Here is a 15,961-nt window from a genome sequence, read left to right as displayed (position 1 = left end):
TCCTGGTCAGGAAGCTCGGCGTCAGATCAGGAGGGGCTGTTGCCGGCGATGGCGCCGACCACGACGAGCGCGATGACGACCAGGGCGGCGATGACCATGAGGCCGGCCGGGCTCCGGAAGTCGAACATGGGGATTCCTTTCGGCTAGTTCGGCGACAGGCGTCGAGTGGGGATCGATGGCCTGCGGACGCGTCGGGAGAGCCGGATACGGCGATGCCCGTGGCGTCGCGTATACATAACCAGCCGAGACGACAACGCGCGTAGGGTCGAAGGTCCCAATTTTTACCGAAGCTCTTCACGTCCGAACGGATATGTGATATGGCAACATTCCGCCTGGTGAACTTCTGTAAAGACTAGCTGGCCGCCGGCAGGGTCCTCGACCGGGGATCTCTGACCCCGCCGAAGCTGTGAGGCCGGTCACCCCAACCCGGCGGCGTGCCGTCCGGCCCGTCGGCCGAAGTACGACCCGTCGCCGAGCTGCATGCCGGAGGCGTAGCCCTTGGCATCCTGGGCGAGGTTGGCGGCGCAGGCGCCGGCGGCGTAGAGGCCGGCGATCGCGGAGCCGTCCTCGCGGCGTACCTCTCCTTCGACGGTGGTCGCCAGGCCGCCCATGGTGAACCCGGCGTACATCGCCTTGCCGAGCGAGAGGTCGTAGGCGCCCCACGGACCGGTGTCCTGCGGCTCGGTCCACTCCGGCGCCTTGTGGAGCTCCGGGTCCTCGCCGTCGGCGGCATGGGTGTTGTAGGAGGTCAGGGTGGCGTTCAGGGTCTCGAAGGGTACGCCCAGACCGGCCGCCATCTCCTCGACCGTCTCCCAGCCGTCGATGAACGGGCACAGCGGCATCTTCGGGTGCTCGATGTGTGCCGAGTCGACGATCAGGAACGCGGCCGAGTCCGGCTGCTCCATGACGAAGGCGGCCGTACGCGCGTGGTAGGAGTCCTCGGCCACGAACCGCTCGCCGTGCTTGTTGACGATGATCCCGGTGAGCAGGATCGAGGGCGGGTAGAACGGGGCGGTCTGGAACGGCTCGTCCATGAACCGCCAGCGGCCGCCCGCCGAGGCGCCCAGGCGCAGCCCGAGACCGTCGTCGTAGGTGGAGGCGAGCGGGAAGAGCTTCTCGCCGAGCCGGGGCGTGTGCTCGGCGACCATGTCGGCGTTGCCGACGAAGCCGCCGGCGGCGAGGATCACCGCCTTGGCGCGGATCGCGCCGCGCTCCTCGAAGCGTCGCCAGGCGAGGCCGACGACCCGGCCGTCCTCGACCACCAGGTTGGTCGCACCGGTCTCGTAGCGGACCACCGCGCTCGTCTCGGCCAGGCGGTCGGCCATCCGGTCCACGACCAGCTTGGCGCCGCCGGTGTCGCCCGGGACCGGCACCTTGTGGCCGCGCGGTGCGGGGACGGCGAGGTCACGGAACGGGTGGACCTTCTCGTTGCCGGTGTACATCAGCCCCTCGGTGCCGGGCTGGATGACGGCCTTGCCGGGCCAGAAGGTGCGCTCGAACTCGAACCCCAGCGCCTCGAGCCAGTCGAAGTGCTCGACCGAGTCGTCGCAGTAGGCCCGGATCTTGTCGTCCTCGGGCTCCTTGGAGACCGCGTGGATGTAGTTGAACATCTCCTCGGCCGAGTCCTCGATCCCGGTGGCCTTCTGCACCGCGGTGCCGCCACCGAGATAGAAGTGGCCGCCGGCCATCGCCGAGGTGCCGCCGGGCTCGGCGGCACGCTCCAGAAGGATCGTCCGGGCGCCCGCCCGGACCGCCTCCAGTGCCGCCGCTCCGCCGGCCACGCCGAAGCCGACCACGATCACGTCGGTCTCCTCCGACCAGCCGCCGAAGCGCTCCTCGATATCGGCGGGGGAGAGTACGTCGGGGAGTGCTGTGCCGCTCATCGCTTCTCCAAGTAGCAGTCGGCGAGGACCGGGGCGCCGTCGCGAGCGGGGTCATCGGACGAGATCGTGGCTCTGACCAGGATTTTCGGCTCTTCGTCCCAGGCTTCGATCGAGATCGTCTCGCCGGGGAAGACGATCCCGGCGAACCGGGCGCCGAACCCGGCGACCCGGGTGGCGTCGCCGTCGAGCAGGAGTCCGGTCGCCTCGCGCAGCACGATCCCGTAGGAGCACAGCCCGTGCAGGATCGGCTTCGGGAAGCCTGCCTTCGCGGCGAAGGCGGGGTCGGCGTGCAGCGGGTTGCGGTCGCCGCACAGCCGGTAGAGCAGCGCCTGCTGCTCCGTGACGGCGTACGCAGTCGCCGCATCGGGCGCACGGTCGGGAACCGGCAGTGCCGTCGACGGCCCGCGCTCGCCCCCGAAGCCGCCCTCGCCGCGTACGAAGATCGAGCTCCGGACGGTCCACAGCGGATCTCCGGCCGGCGTCTTGGCGGTGCCCTCCTGGACGATCACGGCGGCCTTGCCCTTGTCCCAGACCTCGGCGATCCGGGTCGAGACGACCGCCTCGCCCGAGGTGGGGATGGGGCCGTTCACCTGGATCGACTGGGAGCCGTGGAGCACCGAGGCCAGGTCGATGTCGCAGCCCGGCAGGTCGAGCGAGGGCGGCTCGGTGACGTGGAAGGTCGGTGCCACGACCCCGAAGGAGGGCAGCACGGAGAGGGCGTCGGAGTCCAGGGTGTAGCGCAGCGCGGCCGGGTCGGTCGCGTCACCGGGACGCGAGCCGGCGCCGATGCCGAGGTGATAGAGCAGCACGTCGGAGGAGGTCCACGAGAACGACTGGGACGGCAGCGACGCGCCGATGGCCTTGGTCGGGTCGATGGGCATCAGTTCGTCTCCTTCAGGGCGCAGTCCTCGGCGGCCAGATAGCCGAAGACGAGGGCGGGGCCGATGGTGGCGCCGGGGCCGGCGTAGGTGCGTCCCATGACGGCGGAGGAGACGTTGCCGGCGGCGTACAGGCCCTCGATGGCGGAGCCGTCGGGGCGCAGCACGCGGGCGCGCCTGTCGGTGACCAGGCCGCCCTTGGTGCCGAGGTCGCCGGGGGCCATCTTCACCGCGTAGAACGGCGCCTGGTCGATCACGTTGAGCGAGCAGTTCGGCTTGATGGTGGGGTCGGAGTAGTACTTGTCGTAGGTCGATTCGCCGCGGTGGAAGTCCTCGTCGACGCCCGACTCGGCGAAGCCGTTGAACCGGGCCAGCGTCTCGCGCAGGCCGTCGGCGGGCACCTCGATCTTCTCCGCCAGCCCCTCCACGGTCGACGCCTTCACGACGACGCCGTCCTTGAGCCAGCGCCCCGGGAAGGGCTGCTTCGGCCCGAGCCCGGCGAAGATGTAGCGGTTGCGGTAGCGCTGGTCGAAGACCAGCCAGGCGGGCACGTGGGAGACGCCGGTCTCTTGACCGCGATAGATCTCGTGGACCGCCTCGACGTAGGGGAGCGCCTCGTTCATGAACCGCTTGCCGGCGCCGTTGACGATGATCGAGCCGGGCAGGTTGCGCTCGGCGAGCGCGAACCACGGCCGCCCCGGGAACGGGATCGTCGGGCCCCACCAGGATTCGTCCATCAGGTCGGTGTCGGCTCCGGCCGCGATCCCGGCCAGGATCCCGCCGCCGGTGTTGCTGTGGGCACCGGTGGTCCACTCGACCGAGGTCGGGGCGGGCAGGTACTTCTCCCGCATCTCCAGGTTCCGCTCGAAGCCGCCGGAGCCGAGGATCACGCCGCGCCGCGCCCGGATCACCGTCGTCGGGCCGTCCTCGCCGCGGCGTACCTCGACACCGACGACGCGGCCGCCCTCGGTGACCAGGCCGACCAGCTCGGTCTCGTAGCGGATCGGGACGCCGGCGTCGATCAGCCCTTTGCGCAGCCCGATCGCGAGCGCCGCGCCCATGGCGTACATCTTCTTGCCGCGCAGACCCGCGAGGATGCGGGCAACCGCGATCTTGACCATCGTGATCGGGCCGCGGATCGTGCGCATGCCGAGGCTGATCTTGCGGAAGTCGGCCTGGGTGACGACCATGTTGGCCGGCGACTTCGTGTAGGGCGGGTGCAGCCGCTCGAGCTCCTCGCCGATCACTCGGGCGTCGAGCGGGACCGGCTCGACGGAGCGCCCGGCGCCGCGGCCACCGGGGGCCTCGGGGTGGTAGTCGGCGTAGTCGGGGACCCAGTTGAACCGCACCGGGGTCTTCTCGCAGACGAAGGAGAGCACCTCCGGGCCGCGGCCGAGGAACGTCTCGCGGCGATCCTTCGGTACGACGTCGCCGACGATCGACTCGAGATAGAGGCTGGCGGCCTCGGGGGAGTCCTTCTGGTGGGCCGCCTCGAGGGCGTGGTTGCGGGGGATCCAGACACCGCCACCCGAGCGGGACGTCGAACCACCGAAGTACGCGCTCTTCTCGATGACCACGGTCTCGAGCCCGTGACGGCGCGCGGCCGCCAGTGCGGCGGTCATGCCGGCGCCTCCGGCGCCCACGACCACGACGTCGTAGGTCTCCTCGTCGGACTGTCCCATGGTGCTCCTCAACCTCGTGCCATCAGGCGGCGCTATCTAAGAACTGAAACACGTTCTACCATAGACGACAGTCGACGAAACACGCCCAGGGACTCGACAAAACTGAAACGTGTTCTAGTATTGATCCATCGGCAGCGCACCAACCGCGCCGTCCGAGGACATCTGGGACACCATGCAGGAAGGCAGAGCGGTGAGCGAACCGACACAGCGCCCCCACAAGGACGCACAGACCGTCAGGGACGGGGTGCAGGACCTGCTGCCCACGATCAGGGACCGTGCAGAGGAGACCGAGCGTCTCCGGGTCGTGCCCGAGTCGAGCGTCAAGGAGCTGGAGGAGGTCGGCTTCTTCAAGCTGCTGCAGCCGGCCCGGTTCGGCGGTCTCGAGGCGGACCCGGTCGACTTCTACACCTGTGTGCGCGACATCGCCTCGGCGTGCGGATCGACGGGCTGGGTCTCCAGCGTCCTGGGCGTGCACCCCTGGCAGATCGCGCTCTTCGACGACGAGGCTCAGCAGGCGGTCTGGGGTGAGGACCCCGACACGCGGGTGTCCTCCTCGTACGCACCGGTCGGCAAGGCGGCGATCACCGAGGGCGGATTCAACCTCTCCGGGCGCTGGTCGTTCTCCTCCGGCTGCGCACACGCGACCTGGGTGCTGCTCGGTGGCCTCGTCTTCAACGACGAGGGCCACGTGGTCGACTTCCGTACGTTCCTGGTGCCGCGCGCCAGCTACGAGATCGTCGACGTCTGGAACGTCGTCGGCCTGGCCGGCACCGGCTCCAACGACATCGTGGTCGAGGACGTCTTCATCCCGGAGACCTTCACGCTCTCCATGGCGGAGACCGGACGCTGCAAGGGCCCCGGTCAGGCGGTCAACACCGGCGACCTCTACAAGCTGCAGTTCCACTCGCTGTTCACCACCACGATCACCACGCCGATCATCGGCATGGCCCGCGGCGCCTACGAGGAGCACGTGACCATGCAGCAGAACCGGGTCCGCGCCTCCTACGGTGAGAAGGCGTCCCTGGACCCCTTCGCCGCCGTGCGCGTGGCGACCGCCTCCTCCGACATCGACGCCGCCTGGGCGCTGCTGATGGGCAACATCCGCGAGCAGCAGGCCTACGTCGCCCGCGGCGAGAAGATCCCGATCACCCAGCGGCTGCGGATTCGCCGCGACCAGGTCCTCGGCACCCAGCGGGCGATCGACGCGATCGACCTGCTCTTCGAGGCCTCCGGCGGCCGGGCGCTGGCTTCGGGCACGCCCCTGCAGCGCGCCTGGCGCGATGCCCACGCCGGCCGTGTCCACGCGGCCAACGACCCCGAGCGGGCGCTGCAGATGTACGGCGCCTCCGAGTTCGGGCACAAGGTCGACCCGGGGATGTACTGATGGCTGATGTCGAAGCGGAGCCCGAGACGATGAAGCTGGTGAAGGAGGACGTCGCCCACGACGTCGCGATCAAGACCGAGGCCGCCGGTGAGATCACGCTGCGCTACTACGACCTGGGATCGGATCGGGATGACCGGCTGCCGCTGGTGATGCTTCACGGCGGGGGTCCCGGGGCCTCGTCGTGGTCCAACTTCGGCACGGCGCTGGAGGGTTTCGCGGCCGACTTCCGCACGATCCTGGTCGACCAGCCGGGCTTCGGCGCCTCCGACAAGCCGGAGGTGGTGGGCAACTACTACCGCTTCGCCGGCGACGCGGTGATCGCGCTCCTCGATGAGCTGGGCCTGGAGAAGGTGCACCTGCTGGGCAACTCGCTCGGCGGCGGCACCGCGATGCGGATCGCACTCACCTATCCGGACAGAGTGGGCCGGCTGGTGCTGATGGGGCCGGGCGGACTCTCGCTCAACCTCTTCCACGCCGACCCCACCGAGGGCGTACAACGCCTGATGGACTTCTCCGGCGACCCGACCCGAGAGGCGCTTCGGGCGTTCATCTCGACGATGGTCGTGAACCAGAAGCTGGTCACCGACGAGCTGGTCGAGGAGCGGTTCGCGGACGCGACCGCGCCCGGCGCGCGCGAGGCGATGGCGTCGATGGGGTGGTCGTTCTACAACCCCGAGACCGCCGAGGACGGCATGCTGTGGCGTGAGGCCCACCAGGTCAAGCACCACACCCTGCTCACCTGGGGGCGTGAGGACCGGGTCAACCCGCTCGACGGTGCGTTCCCCGCCCTGAAGCTGATCCCCAAGGCGCAGCTGCATGTCTTCCCGCGCTGCGGGCACTGGGCACAGATCGAGGCCGCTGACGAGTTCCGCGAGGTGGCAGTTTCGTTCTTGAAGAGGCACAAGGAGCGCGCATCATGATCGACATCAGGTCCATGGGCTACGTACGCGTCACCAGCACGGATCTGGAGGCGTGGCGTACGTTCGCGGAGAAGGTCCTCGGGCTGATGACGGCCAAGGGGCCGAACCCGGAGCACCTCTACTACCGCATCGACGAGGTCTCGGCCCGGCTCGTGATCGAGCCCGGCGAGGTGGACCAGCTCGCCTGCGTCGGCTGGGAGGTCGCCGACCACACCGCGCTGGCGCGGGCCCGCGAGCACCTGGAGAAGTCCGGGGTCGCGGTGGAGGAGGGCACCCCCGAGGAGCTCGCCGAGCGCCGGGTGCAGGAGATGCTGCGGTTCCGTGACCCCTTCGACAACGTCTTCGAGCTCTTCCACGGCATCACCTATGAGCGCCGCCCTGCGGTCTCGCCCTACGGCCATACCTTCGTGACCGGTGAGCAGGGGATGGGTCACGTGGTGATCCCGGTCTCCGACGACGTCGAGGCGCTGGAGTTCTACCGCGACACCCTCGGGTTCCGGCTGCGCGACTCGATGAGCATGCCCGGCGAGTTCGCCGGCAAGGAGCCGGGCACGAAGATCTGGCTGCGCTTCCTCGGGATCAACCCGCGTCACCACTCGCTGGCGTTCCTGCCGTTCCCCAACGACTCCAAGTGCGTCCACATCATGCTCGAGGTCGACAAGCTCGACGACGTCGGCCGGGCGCTGGAGCGGGTCAAGAAGTACGGTGCGAAGCTGTCGGCGACGCTCGGGAGGCACATGAACGACGAGATGGTCTCCTTCTACGTGAAGTCGCCGGGTGGTTTCGACATCGAGTTCGGCACCGAGGGACTGCAGGTCGACGACCACAGGTGGGTCGCCCGGGAGTCCACGGCCGTCTCGTACTGGGGTCACGACTTCGGCGTAGGCCAGTGATCGGGTATGCGTATAGAGGTGCCTGATGGGATGTCTCCCGATGCCGCCGAGAGCTGGCCGCATCCCGAGCTGATCGAGTCCTTCCACGGTCGCTTCGACTTCGAGGCGCCACCGTCTCCGCCGGAGACCCCTGCCGACGCGGAGGCGGACGGCCGGTTCCGTACGGTGCTGGGCCGGTTCGCCTCCGGGGTCACCGTGATCGCCGCGCAGACCGCGGAGGGCCCGGTCGGGATGACCTGCCAGTCGTTCTCCTCGGTCTCGCTGCGGCCGCCGCTGATCCTCTTCGCGCCGACCAAGTCCTCGCGCGCCTGGGCCCGGATCCGTCGCGCCGGGCACTTCTCGGTCAACATCCTCGCCGCCGGCCAGGAAGCCGTCTCGAACCAGTTCGCCTCGCGTGCCGCGGACAAGTACGCCGACATCTCCTGGACCCCGTCGGCCCACCATGGCGACCCGCACCTCGAAGGAGCCGTCGGCTATCTCGACTGCGCGGTCCACTCGGTCCACGAGGAGGGTGACCACTACCTCGTCGTCGGCCGTGTCCTGGATCTCGAGGAGGGCACCGCCACCGAGCCGCTGCTGTTCTTCCGCAGCAACTACCGAGAGCTGAGCTGAGCCCGCCGAGTCGGCTCATCCTGACGAGATCCAGCGCCGAGTCGGCTCGAACTGACCAGATTTGGCGCCGAGTCGACGCGTCATGACGAGCCGACTCGGCGGTGCTTTCGGTTAGAACGAGCCGACTCGGCGGTGCTTTCGGTTAGAACGAGCCGACTCGGCGGGGGTTTTGGTCAGAACGAGCCGACTCGGCGCGGGTTTTGGTCAGGGGAGCTCATCGAGGCGACGGATCGCGTCGGCCTCGTCAGGATCGGGTTCGGGCTCGTCGAGGAAGGCCCGGGTGACCTCGACCGCGACGTCGGGGGCGAGGCGCTTGAGGCTCATCGCGAGCACGTTGGCGTCGTTCCAGAGCCGGGCGCCGCGGGCGATCCAGGGCTCCCAGGCGAGGGCGGCGCGGACGCCGGGGACCTTGTTGGCCGCGATCGCCGTGCCGGTGCCGGTCCAGCACATCACCACACCGACGTCGGCGCGGCCCTCGACGACCGCCCGGCCGATGCCGGCGCCGAGGTCGGGCCAGGAGGTGGTGGTGAGCACCTCCACGTCACCGCGCTCGCGCAGGTGGCCGAGCACCGCCCGCGTGGTCTCGTTCTCGTCATCGGCGCCGAACACGATCCGCATGGTCCACAACCTATCGTCGGCAGCCGCGCCCAGGGGTAGCGTCGGCGACATGATCCTCGCCTGTCACACCCTGGTCTACTCCGACGATCCCGATGCCACCCGGGCGTTCTTCCGTGACGTGCTCCAGCTCCCGCACATCGACGAGGGCGATGGCTGGCTGATCTTCGCCACCGGTCCCAGCGAGATGGGCGTCCACCCCACCGGCGGCACCCACGAGGGGCAGACCTACTCCTCGCCCCGCCACCACCAGATCAGCTTCATCTGCGACGACATCGAGGCGACGAAGGCCGAGCTGGAGGCCCGAGGCGCGGTCTTCGACGGAGACGTCGCCGACCACGGCTACGGCCTGGTCGCGATGGTGCGCGTCCCCGGTGCCGACGACGTCCAGATCTACCAGCCGCGGCACCGCACGGCGTACGACGCCTGACTCAGGCGTGGGTGGCCGGTCCGCCCGGGCCGGTGAACTTGGCGCTGGGCTGGTCCTTGAGGCTGGTGGTGAGCTCCCAGGTGCGCTGGTAGCCGGTGTGGGAGATCCGCCAGCCCTGGGGCGTGCGGGTGTAGCGGTCCTCGTAGAAGGCGGCGCCCTCGAGAGCGAACCCGAAGGCGGCGGCGAAGACCTTGTCGTGGAGGTACCAGCGGCCGGTGGCGATGTCGCCGTCGACGGCGATCTCGGGGTGATGGAGGTGGTGCATCGTGATGATCGTGTCGGGCAGATTGGTGCGCATGTAGTCGACGAGCTCGCCCGGTGAGGTGAACGAGAGCCCGGCGTAGTCGGCGGTTGCGTCATCGCTGAAGCAGGTGGCGAACTCGTCCCACTGCTTGGTGTCGAGGAGGCGTACGTAGCGGTACTTCAGCTGCTCGATCTCCCTGGTGTCACTCATGGACCAAGCATAGTAGAACGTGTTCTATAAATGGGGGCTGTGGGCTGTCGTTCTACCGCCGGTCGGCCGGATGTCACGACGAGGACCGTCCGCCAGGTGCAGGATCAAGGTGTGGACGCGATGGTCGAGCTGCGCGAGCGGCGGGCGGCGCTGTTGGCGAACCGCCATCTGACCTGGGTCTTCGGGACCGACGGACCGGGGGTGCGGGTGGGCGAGGAGTGGGCCGGTGGCATCCGGTTGCGGGTGTGCACCCCGCGCTCCGGAGCGACCTCGCAGCGGCCGATCGTGCTGGTCCTGCATGGCGGTGGCTGGTGCTGGGGCTCGCCCGAGCAGTCCCGCTGGATGGCCGGGCGGATCGCGGCCCGCACCGGGGCCGTCGTGGTCGCGCCGGCCTACCGGCTCGCGCCGGAGCATCCCCATCCCGCGGCCGTCGAGGACTGCTGGGCGGTTCTTCGGTGGCTGGTGGTGAACGCCGGCCACCTCGGCGCCGATCCCGGCCGGATCGCGGTGATGGGGGACAGTGCCGGCGGCACGCTCGCGGCCGTCCTCGCCCTGCGCGCCCGCGACGAGGGCGGGCCCCGGATCCGCGGCCAGGTGCTGATCTACCCGCTCGTCGACCTCGTCGGCCTGCGTGGCCCGGGGCTGGGCGGCATCGTGGAGACCTACCTGGGCGGCGACGCGTCGCGCGCCGAGGCGTGGTCGGTCTCGCCGCTGCGAGCCGAGTCCCATGTGGGTCTGCCGCCCGCTCTGGTCCTCACCGCGCGCTTCGACCCGCTGCGCCCACATGCCGAGCGCTACGCCGAGGTGCTGCGTACGGCTGGGGTGGAGGTCGCCGTGCACTGTCCGGACCTGGCGACCCACGCCTACCTCACCCTGCCCGGCCTCTCGCCGGCCTCGCGCGGGGGTCTGGCCCGAGTGGTGAGCTTCCTCGACGGCGTACTCGGCGGCCGGGTCAGCTGAGGTCGAGACGGCCGGCGAGCTTGTCGAGGTAGGTGAGTACGCCGGCCGGCTCGGTGTCGGGGACGCCCCAGATCAGCTCGTCGGCCACCGACCACTCGGCGAGGTCGTCGGGTGTCGGCCGCTTCGCGACGAGCACGCGGACCTCGGGCTTTCCCTCGCGGCCGGCCGACTCCCACTCGTCCTGCAGCGTCTTCACCTTGTCGCCGATGCCGGCCTCGGTCGGGGTCGACATCCAGCCCTCGGCGTTGCGGGCGATCCAGCGCAGCGTCTTGGGGCCTCCGCCGGCGCCGACGATCGTCGGGATCCGGCCCTGCGGCGGCTTCGGGTAGGCCCAGGACGGGCCGAAGGAGACGAATTCGCCCTGATAGGAGGCCTCCTCCTCGGTCCACAGTGCGCGCATCGCCTCCAGATACTCCTTCAGCGCGGTGCGCTTGCGGTCGCCCGGGATGCCGTGGTCGGCGAGCTCGTCGGTGTTCCAACCGAACCCGACCCCGAGCGAGACCCGGCCGCCGGAGAGGTGGTCGAGGGTGGCGATCGTCTTGGCCAGTGTGATCGGGTCGGACTCGACCGGCAGTGCGACCGCCGTGGAGAGCCCGATCCGTGAGGTCACTGCCGCACAGGTCCCGAGTGTGACCCAGGGGTCGAGCGTACGCAGGTAGCGGTCGTCGGGGAGCTCGGCGCCGCCGGTCGGGTGCAGGGCGTCGCGACGCACCGGGATGTGGGTGTGCTCGGGCACGTAGAACGTGTCGAAGCCACGCTCTTCCGCGGCGGTGGCGAGCTCGGCGGGCGCGATGCCGCGGTCCGAGGTGAACAGGACGATGCCGTGGCGCATGACACAACAGTAGAACGTGTTCTAGTCTTTGCGGAAGGGATCACCGGGAGAGAGAAGTGAACATGGAAGCCGACTACATCGTCGTAGGCGCCGGGAGTGCGGGCTGCGCCACCGCCCGCAGACTGGCCGAGAGCGGTGCCAGCGTCATCGTGATCGAGGCGGGCACCAAGGACACCGCTTTCGGGATCAAGAACCTGCTCGAGCTCCCTGGAGCGGTCGCCGCGATGCTCTCCACGCCGCAGCTGAAGAAGCTGGTCGACTGGGGTTACAAGTCGGTCCCGCAGAGCGCCGCCCTCGAGCGGGTCATCCCGATGACCCGCGGCAAGGTGCTGGGTGGGTCGTCCTCGATCAACGGCATGCTCTGGGTGCGCGGCAACCGCCAGAACTTCGACGACTGGGCGGCCGAGGGCGCGACCGGATGGTCCTACGACGACGTGCTGCCGGTGTTCAAGCGGATGGAGGACTTCGAGGGCGGCGCCGACGAGTTCCGCGGCCAGGGCGGACCGGTCAAGGTGCGCTACCAGAAGGACCTCACCCCGGCGACGCAGACCTGGCTCGAGGAGGCGCCCAAGCGGCTCGGTGTCGGTGCGCTCGACGACTACAACGGCAAGGAGCAGGAGGGCGTCGGTGTCGTCCAGCTCTCCGCGTCCGAGGGACGCCGTTACTCCGCGTCCAAGGCCTACCTGCGCGAGGACCCTCTGGACAACCTGCTGATCCTGACCAAGGCGCAGGTCACCCGGGTGCGGATCGAGGGCTCGCGCGCGACCGGCGTCGAGGTGGTCGGCGCCGACGGCGACACGCAGACCATCAGGGCGACCCGTGAGGTCGTCGTCGCGGCCGGCGTCTACGGCTCGCCGCACCTGCTGATGCTCTCCGGAATCGGTCATTCCGACCACCTCCGCGAGCACGGCATCCAGGTCCACGCCGACCTGCCGGTCGGCGACAACTTCCACGACCACCTCTTCGTGCCGGTCTCCTTCCGGATGGACTCGGCGCTGCGGCGGCCGACGCCGGCCTACTTCGCCGCGGGCTTCGCCAAGTCGCGGATCACCCGCAAGGGCTGGGCGGCCGGATCGCAGTTCGAGGCCTTCGGATTCGTACGCAGCGCCCTGGCCGATCAGGTCCCGGACCTGCAGCTGCACGTCCTCTACTGGGTCTACCCGTTCCCGAACCAGGACGGCGACAAGGCGATCCGCCCGCCCACGAACAAGCCCGGCCTGTGCATCCTGCCGACCCTGATCTACCCCGAGAGCCGCGGCACCGTACGTCTGGCCAGCGCCGACCCCTCCGCGCACCCGCTGCTCGACCCGGCCTACCTGAAGTCCGGCAAGGACACCGAGGTGCTCCTGGACGGCATCGCGAAGGTGCGCGAGATGATGGTCGGTCTCGGCGACAACCAGGGCGAGATCACGCCGGGCCCGGACTACGCCGACCCCCAGGCGACCCGCCAGCTGCTGCCCAACATCGTGCACAGCGTCTACCACGGCGTCGGCACCTGCCGGATGGGCTCCGATGAGCGCGCGGTCGTCGACCCGTCGCTGCGGGTGAAGGGCATCGACGGCCTGCGCGTCGCCGACGCGAGCGTGATGCCCTCGATCACCGGAGGCAACACCAACGCGCCCGCGATCATGATCGGCGAGCGCGCCGCCGACCTGATCCTGGGGGCCTGATGTCCGACCTGCTGCTCCGCGAGGACCGTGACCGCGTCCGTACGCTGACCCTCAACCGCCCCGACCAGCTCAACGCCTTCAACTCGGCGCTCTACGCCGAGGTCGCCGAGGCACTGTATGCGGCGGCCGAGGACCCGGGAGTTGCCGTGGTGGTGCTCACCGGGGCGGGCCGGGCCTTCTCCGCTGGCCAGGACCTGCTGGAGATGGCCGAGCTGGCGCAGGGGGAGTCCTCGGACCTGTTCGGCGTGGACTACGGCTTCATCAAGCTGGTCAAGGCGCTCGAGGCCCTCGACAAGCCCTTGGTCCTGGCGATCAACGGGATCGGCCTGGGGATCGGGCTGACCATCATCGGTTACGCCGATCTGGTGCTGATGTCGACGTCGGCCCGCCTCAAGACTCCGTTCACGAGCCTCGGCGTCGCGCCCGAGGCGGCCTCCTCCTACCTGCTGCCGCGTCTGGTCGGACGGCAGGAGGCGGCCTGGATCCTGCTCTCCTCGGAGTGGGTCAGTGCTGAGGATGCCCTTCGGATGGGTCTGGTGTGGCGGCTGGCCGAGCCGGAGGCTCTGGCCGCGGAGGCGCACCAGGTGGCGGCCACGCTGGCCCGGCAGCCGATCTCCAGCCTCCGGGCGGTGAAGGCGACCATGACCGCACCTCTGCGTGAGGGCGCGGCCGCCGCGCGGGAGCGGGAGAACGCGCTCTTCGCCGAGCTGATGGGCGGCCCGGCCAACGCCGAGGCGCTGGCCGCGTTCGCCGAGGGGCGGGCGCCGGACTTCACCAAGCTCCCGCCGGGAGTGTGAAACGTGTTTCAGATTTCCCTTGCGATGAGATAGAACACGTTCTAATCTGGACACATGTCCAGTCAGGTGCACGACGCCGTCGGCCGTGGTCTCGACGGCCGTCAGGCGCGTACGTTCGAGCGGCTCCTGGCCGCCGGATCCGACGAGCTGCGCGCGGTCGGTCACGAGGCCCTGACCGTGCGCGGGGTGGCGGCGCGCGCCGGGGTCTCCTCGGCGACGGCCTACACCTACCTCGCCTCCAAGAACCACCTCTTCGTCGAGCTCTTCTGGCGCCACCTCACCGTGGCACCTGCGGTCGAGGAGGCCGGGTCGCGAGCGGAGCGGGTGCAGGCGGCCGTACGCGGCCTGACCACCCGGATCGCCGACGAGCCTGCGCTCGCGGCGGCGGTGACACCGGCGCTGCTGGGCTCGGACGCCGACGTCGAGCGGCTGCGACTGCGGATCGGAGCCGAGTTCGCCTCGCGGTTCGAGGCGGCGCTCGGGGACGGTGCCGACGGGGCGGTCGGCGAAGCCCTGCTGCTCGCCTTCTCCGGCGCACTGCTGCAGGCGGGCATGGGCCTGATGACCTACGACGAGATGGCCGACCGGCTCGCGCCGGTGGTCGCCGTGATCGTCGGGAGAGAGTGAGATGACCAGCACCACCACCGAGATCTTCGACCCCTACGACTACGACTTCCACGAGGACCCCTACCCGGTCTACGCCCGGCTGCGGGACGAGGCGCCGCTCTACTACAACGCCTCCGACGACTTCTGGGCGCTCTCCCGGCACGCCGACGTGCATGTCGCGGTCAAGGACGACGTCACCTTCTCCAACCGGATGGGGGTCTCGCTCGACGCCAGCGCCTGGAACGCCGACGCCCATCGGGTGATGTCCTTCCTGGCCCTGGACGGCAAGGAGCAGACCCGGCTGCGGAAGCTGGTCTCGGCCGGGTTCACACCCCGTCGCGTACGTGAGCTGACCCCGCAGATCCAGGAGCTCGCCGACCACTACCTCGACGCGCTCTCCGAGGTGGAGGGCGAGGTGGACTGGATCGCCGGGCTCGCCGGCAAGCTCCCGATGGACGTGATCTCGGAGATGATGGGCGTCCCCGTCGCCGACCGCGACGAGGTGCGCCGCCTGGCCGACCTGGTGGTGCACCGGGAGGACGGCGTACGCGACGTGCCGGAGGCCGGGATGACGGCCGCGCTGGAGCTGATCGGCTACTACGCCGAGATGGTCGCGCAGCGGCGCAAGCAGCCCAGCGAGGACCTCACCTCGGCGCTCATCGAGGCCGAGGTCGACGGCGACCGGCTGGTCGACCACGAGGTGATCGCGTTCCTGTTCCTGATGGTCGTGGCGGGCAACGAGACCACCACCAAGCTGCTCGGGAACGCGCTCTATCACCTCGGCGCCCACCCCGATCAGCTCGCCGAGGTGTTCGCCGACCCGGGCGAGAGCGCGCTGGTGGGCCCGTGGATCGAGGAGACGCTGCGCCACGACACCTCCAGCCAGATGCTGGCCCGCTACGTCGCCTCGGACGTCGAGCTGCACGGCCAGGTCGTCCCCGCCGGGTCGAAGCTGCTGGTCCTGCTCGGCTCGGCCAACCGCGACGAACGCGTCTTCACCGCACCGGACGCCTTCGACGTCCACCGCCCCTCCGACGAGCTCGGCCGGATCATGAGCTTCGGCGTCGGGCGTCACTTCTGCCTCGGCGCCAACCTTGCCCGGCTCGAGGCCAAGGTCGTGCTCGCGGAGCTGGTGCGGCGTGCCTCTGGGTTCGAGGTCCACGCCGACCGGGCGGTCCGCGTGCACTCCACCAGTGTGCGCGGGTTCGCTGCGCTGCCGGTCAGGTTCGGCTGGAGGTCGCGGTGAGCGGCCGGGATGTTCACCGAGGTACCTCGGTGAGCGGTGCGAATGCTCGCCGAGATGACTCGGTCAGTGGTCACTCCCTTCGGGGAGTTCCGCGAAGGA

The 15,961-nt window shown here is 69.8% G+C and carries 16 protein-coding genes; 10 read left to right on the top strand and 6 right to left on the bottom strand.

Translation table 11 applies throughout. The features are described 5' to 3' along the window. Positions 1-416: 416 nt before the first annotated feature. From ACIRON_RS10785 to kstD, 3 genes are read right to left on the bottom strand one after another with little or no spacing between them, the layout of a single operon-like run. Entirely contained in the window at positions 417-1,883 is a 1,467-nt protein-coding gene (locus tag ACIRON_RS10785; RefSeq protein WP_402992325.1) for an FAD-binding protein, read from the bottom strand. After that, on the bottom strand, positions 1,880-2,764 hold the full coding sequence (locus ACIRON_RS10780) for a MaoC/PaaZ C-terminal domain-containing protein (RefSeq protein ID WP_402992324.1): 885 nt from the start codon (positions 2,762-2,764) through the stop codon (positions 1,880-1,882). The genes ACIRON_RS10785 and ACIRON_RS10780 overlap by 4 nt, the downstream gene beginning before the upstream one ends. Then, complete coding sequence (kstD, locus tag ACIRON_RS10775; RefSeq protein ID WP_402992323.1) at positions 2,764-4,443, bottom strand: 3-oxosteroid 1-dehydrogenase; 1,680 nt, start codon at positions 4,441-4,443, stop codon at positions 2,764-2,766. Before kstD ends, ACIRON_RS10780 begins: the two co-directional genes overlap by 1 nt. Positions 4,444-4,633: 190 nt before the next feature. On the opposite strand from kstD, the gene hsaA reads away from it, so the two are divergent. Genes hsaA through ACIRON_RS10755 form a run of 4 tightly spaced genes read left to right on the top strand, consistent with a single transcriptional unit; the run spans position 4,634 to position 8,252 of the window. Beyond that, positions 4,634-5,827, top strand: coding sequence for a 3-hydroxy-9,10-secoandrosta-1,3,5(10)-triene-9,17-dione monooxygenase oxygenase subunit (gene hsaA / locus ACIRON_RS10770; RefSeq protein WP_402992322.1), 1,194 nt, complete (start codon positions 4,634-4,636; stop codon positions 5,825-5,827). Beyond that, positions 5,827-6,747: a 4,5:9,10-diseco-3-hydroxy-5,9,17-trioxoandrosta-1(10),2-diene-4-oate hydrolase gene (gene hsaD, locus ACIRON_RS10765; protein ID WP_402992321.1), complete on the top strand. Its 921-nt coding sequence runs from the start codon at positions 5,827-5,829 to the stop codon at positions 6,745-6,747. The genes hsaA and hsaD overlap by 1 nt, the downstream gene beginning before the upstream one ends. Beyond that, positions 6,744-7,640 (top strand): iron-dependent extradiol dioxygenase HsaC, encoded by an 897-nt coding sequence (gene hsaC / locus ACIRON_RS10760; protein WP_402992320.1) that lies wholly within the window; start codon positions 6,744-6,746, stop codon positions 7,638-7,640. Before hsaD ends, hsaC begins: the two co-directional genes overlap by 4 nt. 30 nt (positions 7,641-7,670) lie before the next feature. Next, positions 7,671-8,252, top strand: a complete 582-nt coding sequence (locus ACIRON_RS10755) for a flavin reductase family protein (protein ID WP_402992319.1) — start codon at positions 7,671-7,673, stop codon at positions 8,250-8,252. Positions 8,253-8,456: 204 nt separating this feature from the next. Here the strand turns inward: ACIRON_RS10755 and ACIRON_RS10750 are convergent, their stop codons facing one another. Next, positions 8,457-8,870, bottom strand: a complete 414-nt coding sequence (locus ACIRON_RS10750; protein ID WP_402992318.1) for an RpiB/LacA/LacB family sugar-phosphate isomerase — start codon at positions 8,868-8,870, stop codon at positions 8,457-8,459. A gap of 49 nt (positions 8,871-8,919) precedes the next feature. On the opposite strand from ACIRON_RS10750, the gene ACIRON_RS10745 reads away from it, so the two are divergent. Continuing rightward, positions 8,920-9,297, top strand: a complete 378-nt coding sequence (locus ACIRON_RS10745; RefSeq protein WP_402992317.1) for a VOC family protein — start codon at positions 8,920-8,922, stop codon at positions 9,295-9,297. 1 nt (position 9,298) lies between these two features. Here the strand turns inward: ACIRON_RS10745 and ACIRON_RS10740 are convergent, their stop codons facing one another. After that, the gene (locus ACIRON_RS10740; protein WP_402992316.1) at positions 9,299-9,751 is read right to left on the bottom strand and encodes a nuclear transport factor 2 family protein; all 453 of its coding nucleotides are present in this window, start codon (positions 9,749-9,751) and stop codon (positions 9,299-9,301) included. Between the two features lie 120 nt (positions 9,752-9,871). Here ACIRON_RS10740 and ACIRON_RS10735 point away from each other — a divergent pair, with 120 nt between their 5' ends. Beyond that, complete coding sequence (locus tag ACIRON_RS10735; protein ID WP_402992552.1) at positions 9,872-10,711, top strand: alpha/beta hydrolase; 840 nt, start codon at positions 9,872-9,874, stop codon at positions 10,709-10,711. Here the strand turns inward: ACIRON_RS10735 and ACIRON_RS10730 are convergent. Next, positions 10,704-11,543 carry an LLM class F420-dependent oxidoreductase gene (locus tag ACIRON_RS10730; protein ID WP_402992315.1) on the bottom strand — a complete coding sequence of 280 codons (840 nt, stop codon included), beginning with the start codon at positions 11,541-11,543 and terminating at the stop codon, positions 10,704-10,706. The genes ACIRON_RS10735 and ACIRON_RS10730 overlap by 8 nt on opposite strands. 62 nt (positions 11,544-11,605) lie before the next feature. Here ACIRON_RS10730 and ACIRON_RS10725 point away from each other — a divergent pair, with 62 nt between their 5' ends. Genes ACIRON_RS10725 through ACIRON_RS10710 form a run of 4 tightly spaced genes read left to right on the top strand, consistent with a single transcriptional unit; the run spans position 11,606 to position 15,862 of the window. Continuing rightward, the gene (locus ACIRON_RS10725) at positions 11,606-13,213 is read left to right on the top strand and encodes a GMC family oxidoreductase (RefSeq protein WP_402992314.1); all 1,608 of its coding nucleotides are present in this window, start codon (positions 11,606-11,608) and stop codon (positions 13,211-13,213) included. Then, complete coding sequence (locus ACIRON_RS10720) at positions 13,213-14,010, top strand: enoyl-CoA hydratase/isomerase family protein (RefSeq protein ID WP_402992313.1); 798 nt, start codon at positions 13,213-13,215, stop codon at positions 14,008-14,010. The genes ACIRON_RS10725 and ACIRON_RS10720 overlap by 1 nt, the downstream gene beginning before the upstream one ends. Positions 14,011-14,064: 54 nt before the next feature. Further along, positions 14,065-14,637: a TetR/AcrR family transcriptional regulator gene (locus ACIRON_RS10715; RefSeq protein WP_402992312.1), complete on the top strand. Its 573-nt coding sequence runs from the start codon at positions 14,065-14,067 to the stop codon at positions 14,635-14,637. 1 nt (position 14,638) lies between these two features. After that, on the top strand, positions 14,639-15,862 hold the full coding sequence (locus tag ACIRON_RS10710) for a cytochrome P450 (protein WP_402992311.1): 1,224 nt from the start codon (positions 14,639-14,641) through the stop codon (positions 15,860-15,862). The last annotated feature ends 99 nt before the right edge of the window (positions 15,863-15,961 follow it).

The sequence above is a fragment of the Nocardioides sp. NPDC101246 genome (genome assembly GCF_044767415.1).
In the GTDB taxonomy this organism is placed as follows: domain Bacteria; phylum Actinomycetota; class Actinomycetes; order Propionibacteriales; family Nocardioidaceae; genus Nocardioides.
The sequence above is the reverse complement of the archived record's forward strand: the minus strand, read 5'-3'. Positions and strand labels throughout refer to the sequence as shown.

What these genes read in the sequence shown, in the direction of transcription:
- ACIRON_RS10785 (WP_402992325.1), bottom strand. Translation starts at nt 1,883, where the DNA reads ATGAGCGGCACAGCACTCCCCGACGTACTCTCCCCCGCCGATATCGAG.
- ACIRON_RS10780 (WP_402992324.1), bottom strand. Translation starts at nt 2,764, where the DNA reads ATGCCCATCGACCCGACCAAGGCCATCGGCGCGTCGCTGCCGTCCCAG.
- kstD (WP_402992323.1), bottom strand. Translation starts at nt 4,443, where the DNA reads ATGGGACAGTCCGACGAGGAGACCTACGACGTCGTGGTCGTGGGCGCC.
- hsaD (WP_402992321.1), top strand. Translation starts at nt 5,827, where the DNA reads ATGGCTGATGTCGAAGCGGAGCCCGAGACGATGAAGCTGGTGAAGGAG.
- hsaC (WP_402992320.1), top strand. Translation starts at nt 6,744, where the DNA reads ATGATCGACATCAGGTCCATGGGCTACGTACGCGTCACCAGCACGGAT.
- ACIRON_RS10755 (WP_402992319.1), top strand. Translation starts at nt 7,671, where the DNA reads ATGTCTCCCGATGCCGCCGAGAGCTGGCCGCATCCCGAGCTGATCGAG.
- ACIRON_RS10750 (WP_402992318.1), bottom strand. Translation starts at nt 8,870, where the DNA reads ATGCGGATCGTGTTCGGCGCCGATGACGAGAACGAGACCACGCGGGCG.
- ACIRON_RS10745 (WP_402992317.1), top strand. Translation starts at nt 8,920, where the DNA reads ATGATCCTCGCCTGTCACACCCTGGTCTACTCCGACGATCCCGATGCC.
- ACIRON_RS10740 (WP_402992316.1), bottom strand. Translation starts at nt 9,751, where the DNA reads ATGAGTGACACCAGGGAGATCGAGCAGCTGAAGTACCGCTACGTACGC.
- ACIRON_RS10735 (WP_402992552.1), top strand. Translation starts at nt 9,872, where the DNA reads ATGGTCGAGCTGCGCGAGCGGCGGGCGGCGCTGTTGGCGAACCGCCAT.
- ACIRON_RS10730 (WP_402992315.1), bottom strand. Translation starts at nt 11,543, where the DNA reads ATGCGCCACGGCATCGTCCTGTTCACCTCGGACCGCGGCATCGCGCCC.
- ACIRON_RS10725 (WP_402992314.1), top strand. Translation starts at nt 11,606, where the DNA reads ATGGAAGCCGACTACATCGTCGTAGGCGCCGGGAGTGCGGGCTGCGCC.
- ACIRON_RS10720 (WP_402992313.1), top strand. Translation starts at nt 13,213, where the DNA reads ATGTCCGACCTGCTGCTCCGCGAGGACCGTGACCGCGTCCGTACGCTG.
- ACIRON_RS10715 (WP_402992312.1), top strand. Translation starts at nt 14,065, where the DNA reads ATGTCCAGTCAGGTGCACGACGCCGTCGGCCGTGGTCTCGACGGCCGT.
- ACIRON_RS10710 (WP_402992311.1), top strand. Translation starts at nt 14,639, where the DNA reads ATGACCAGCACCACCACCGAGATCTTCGACCCCTACGACTACGACTTC.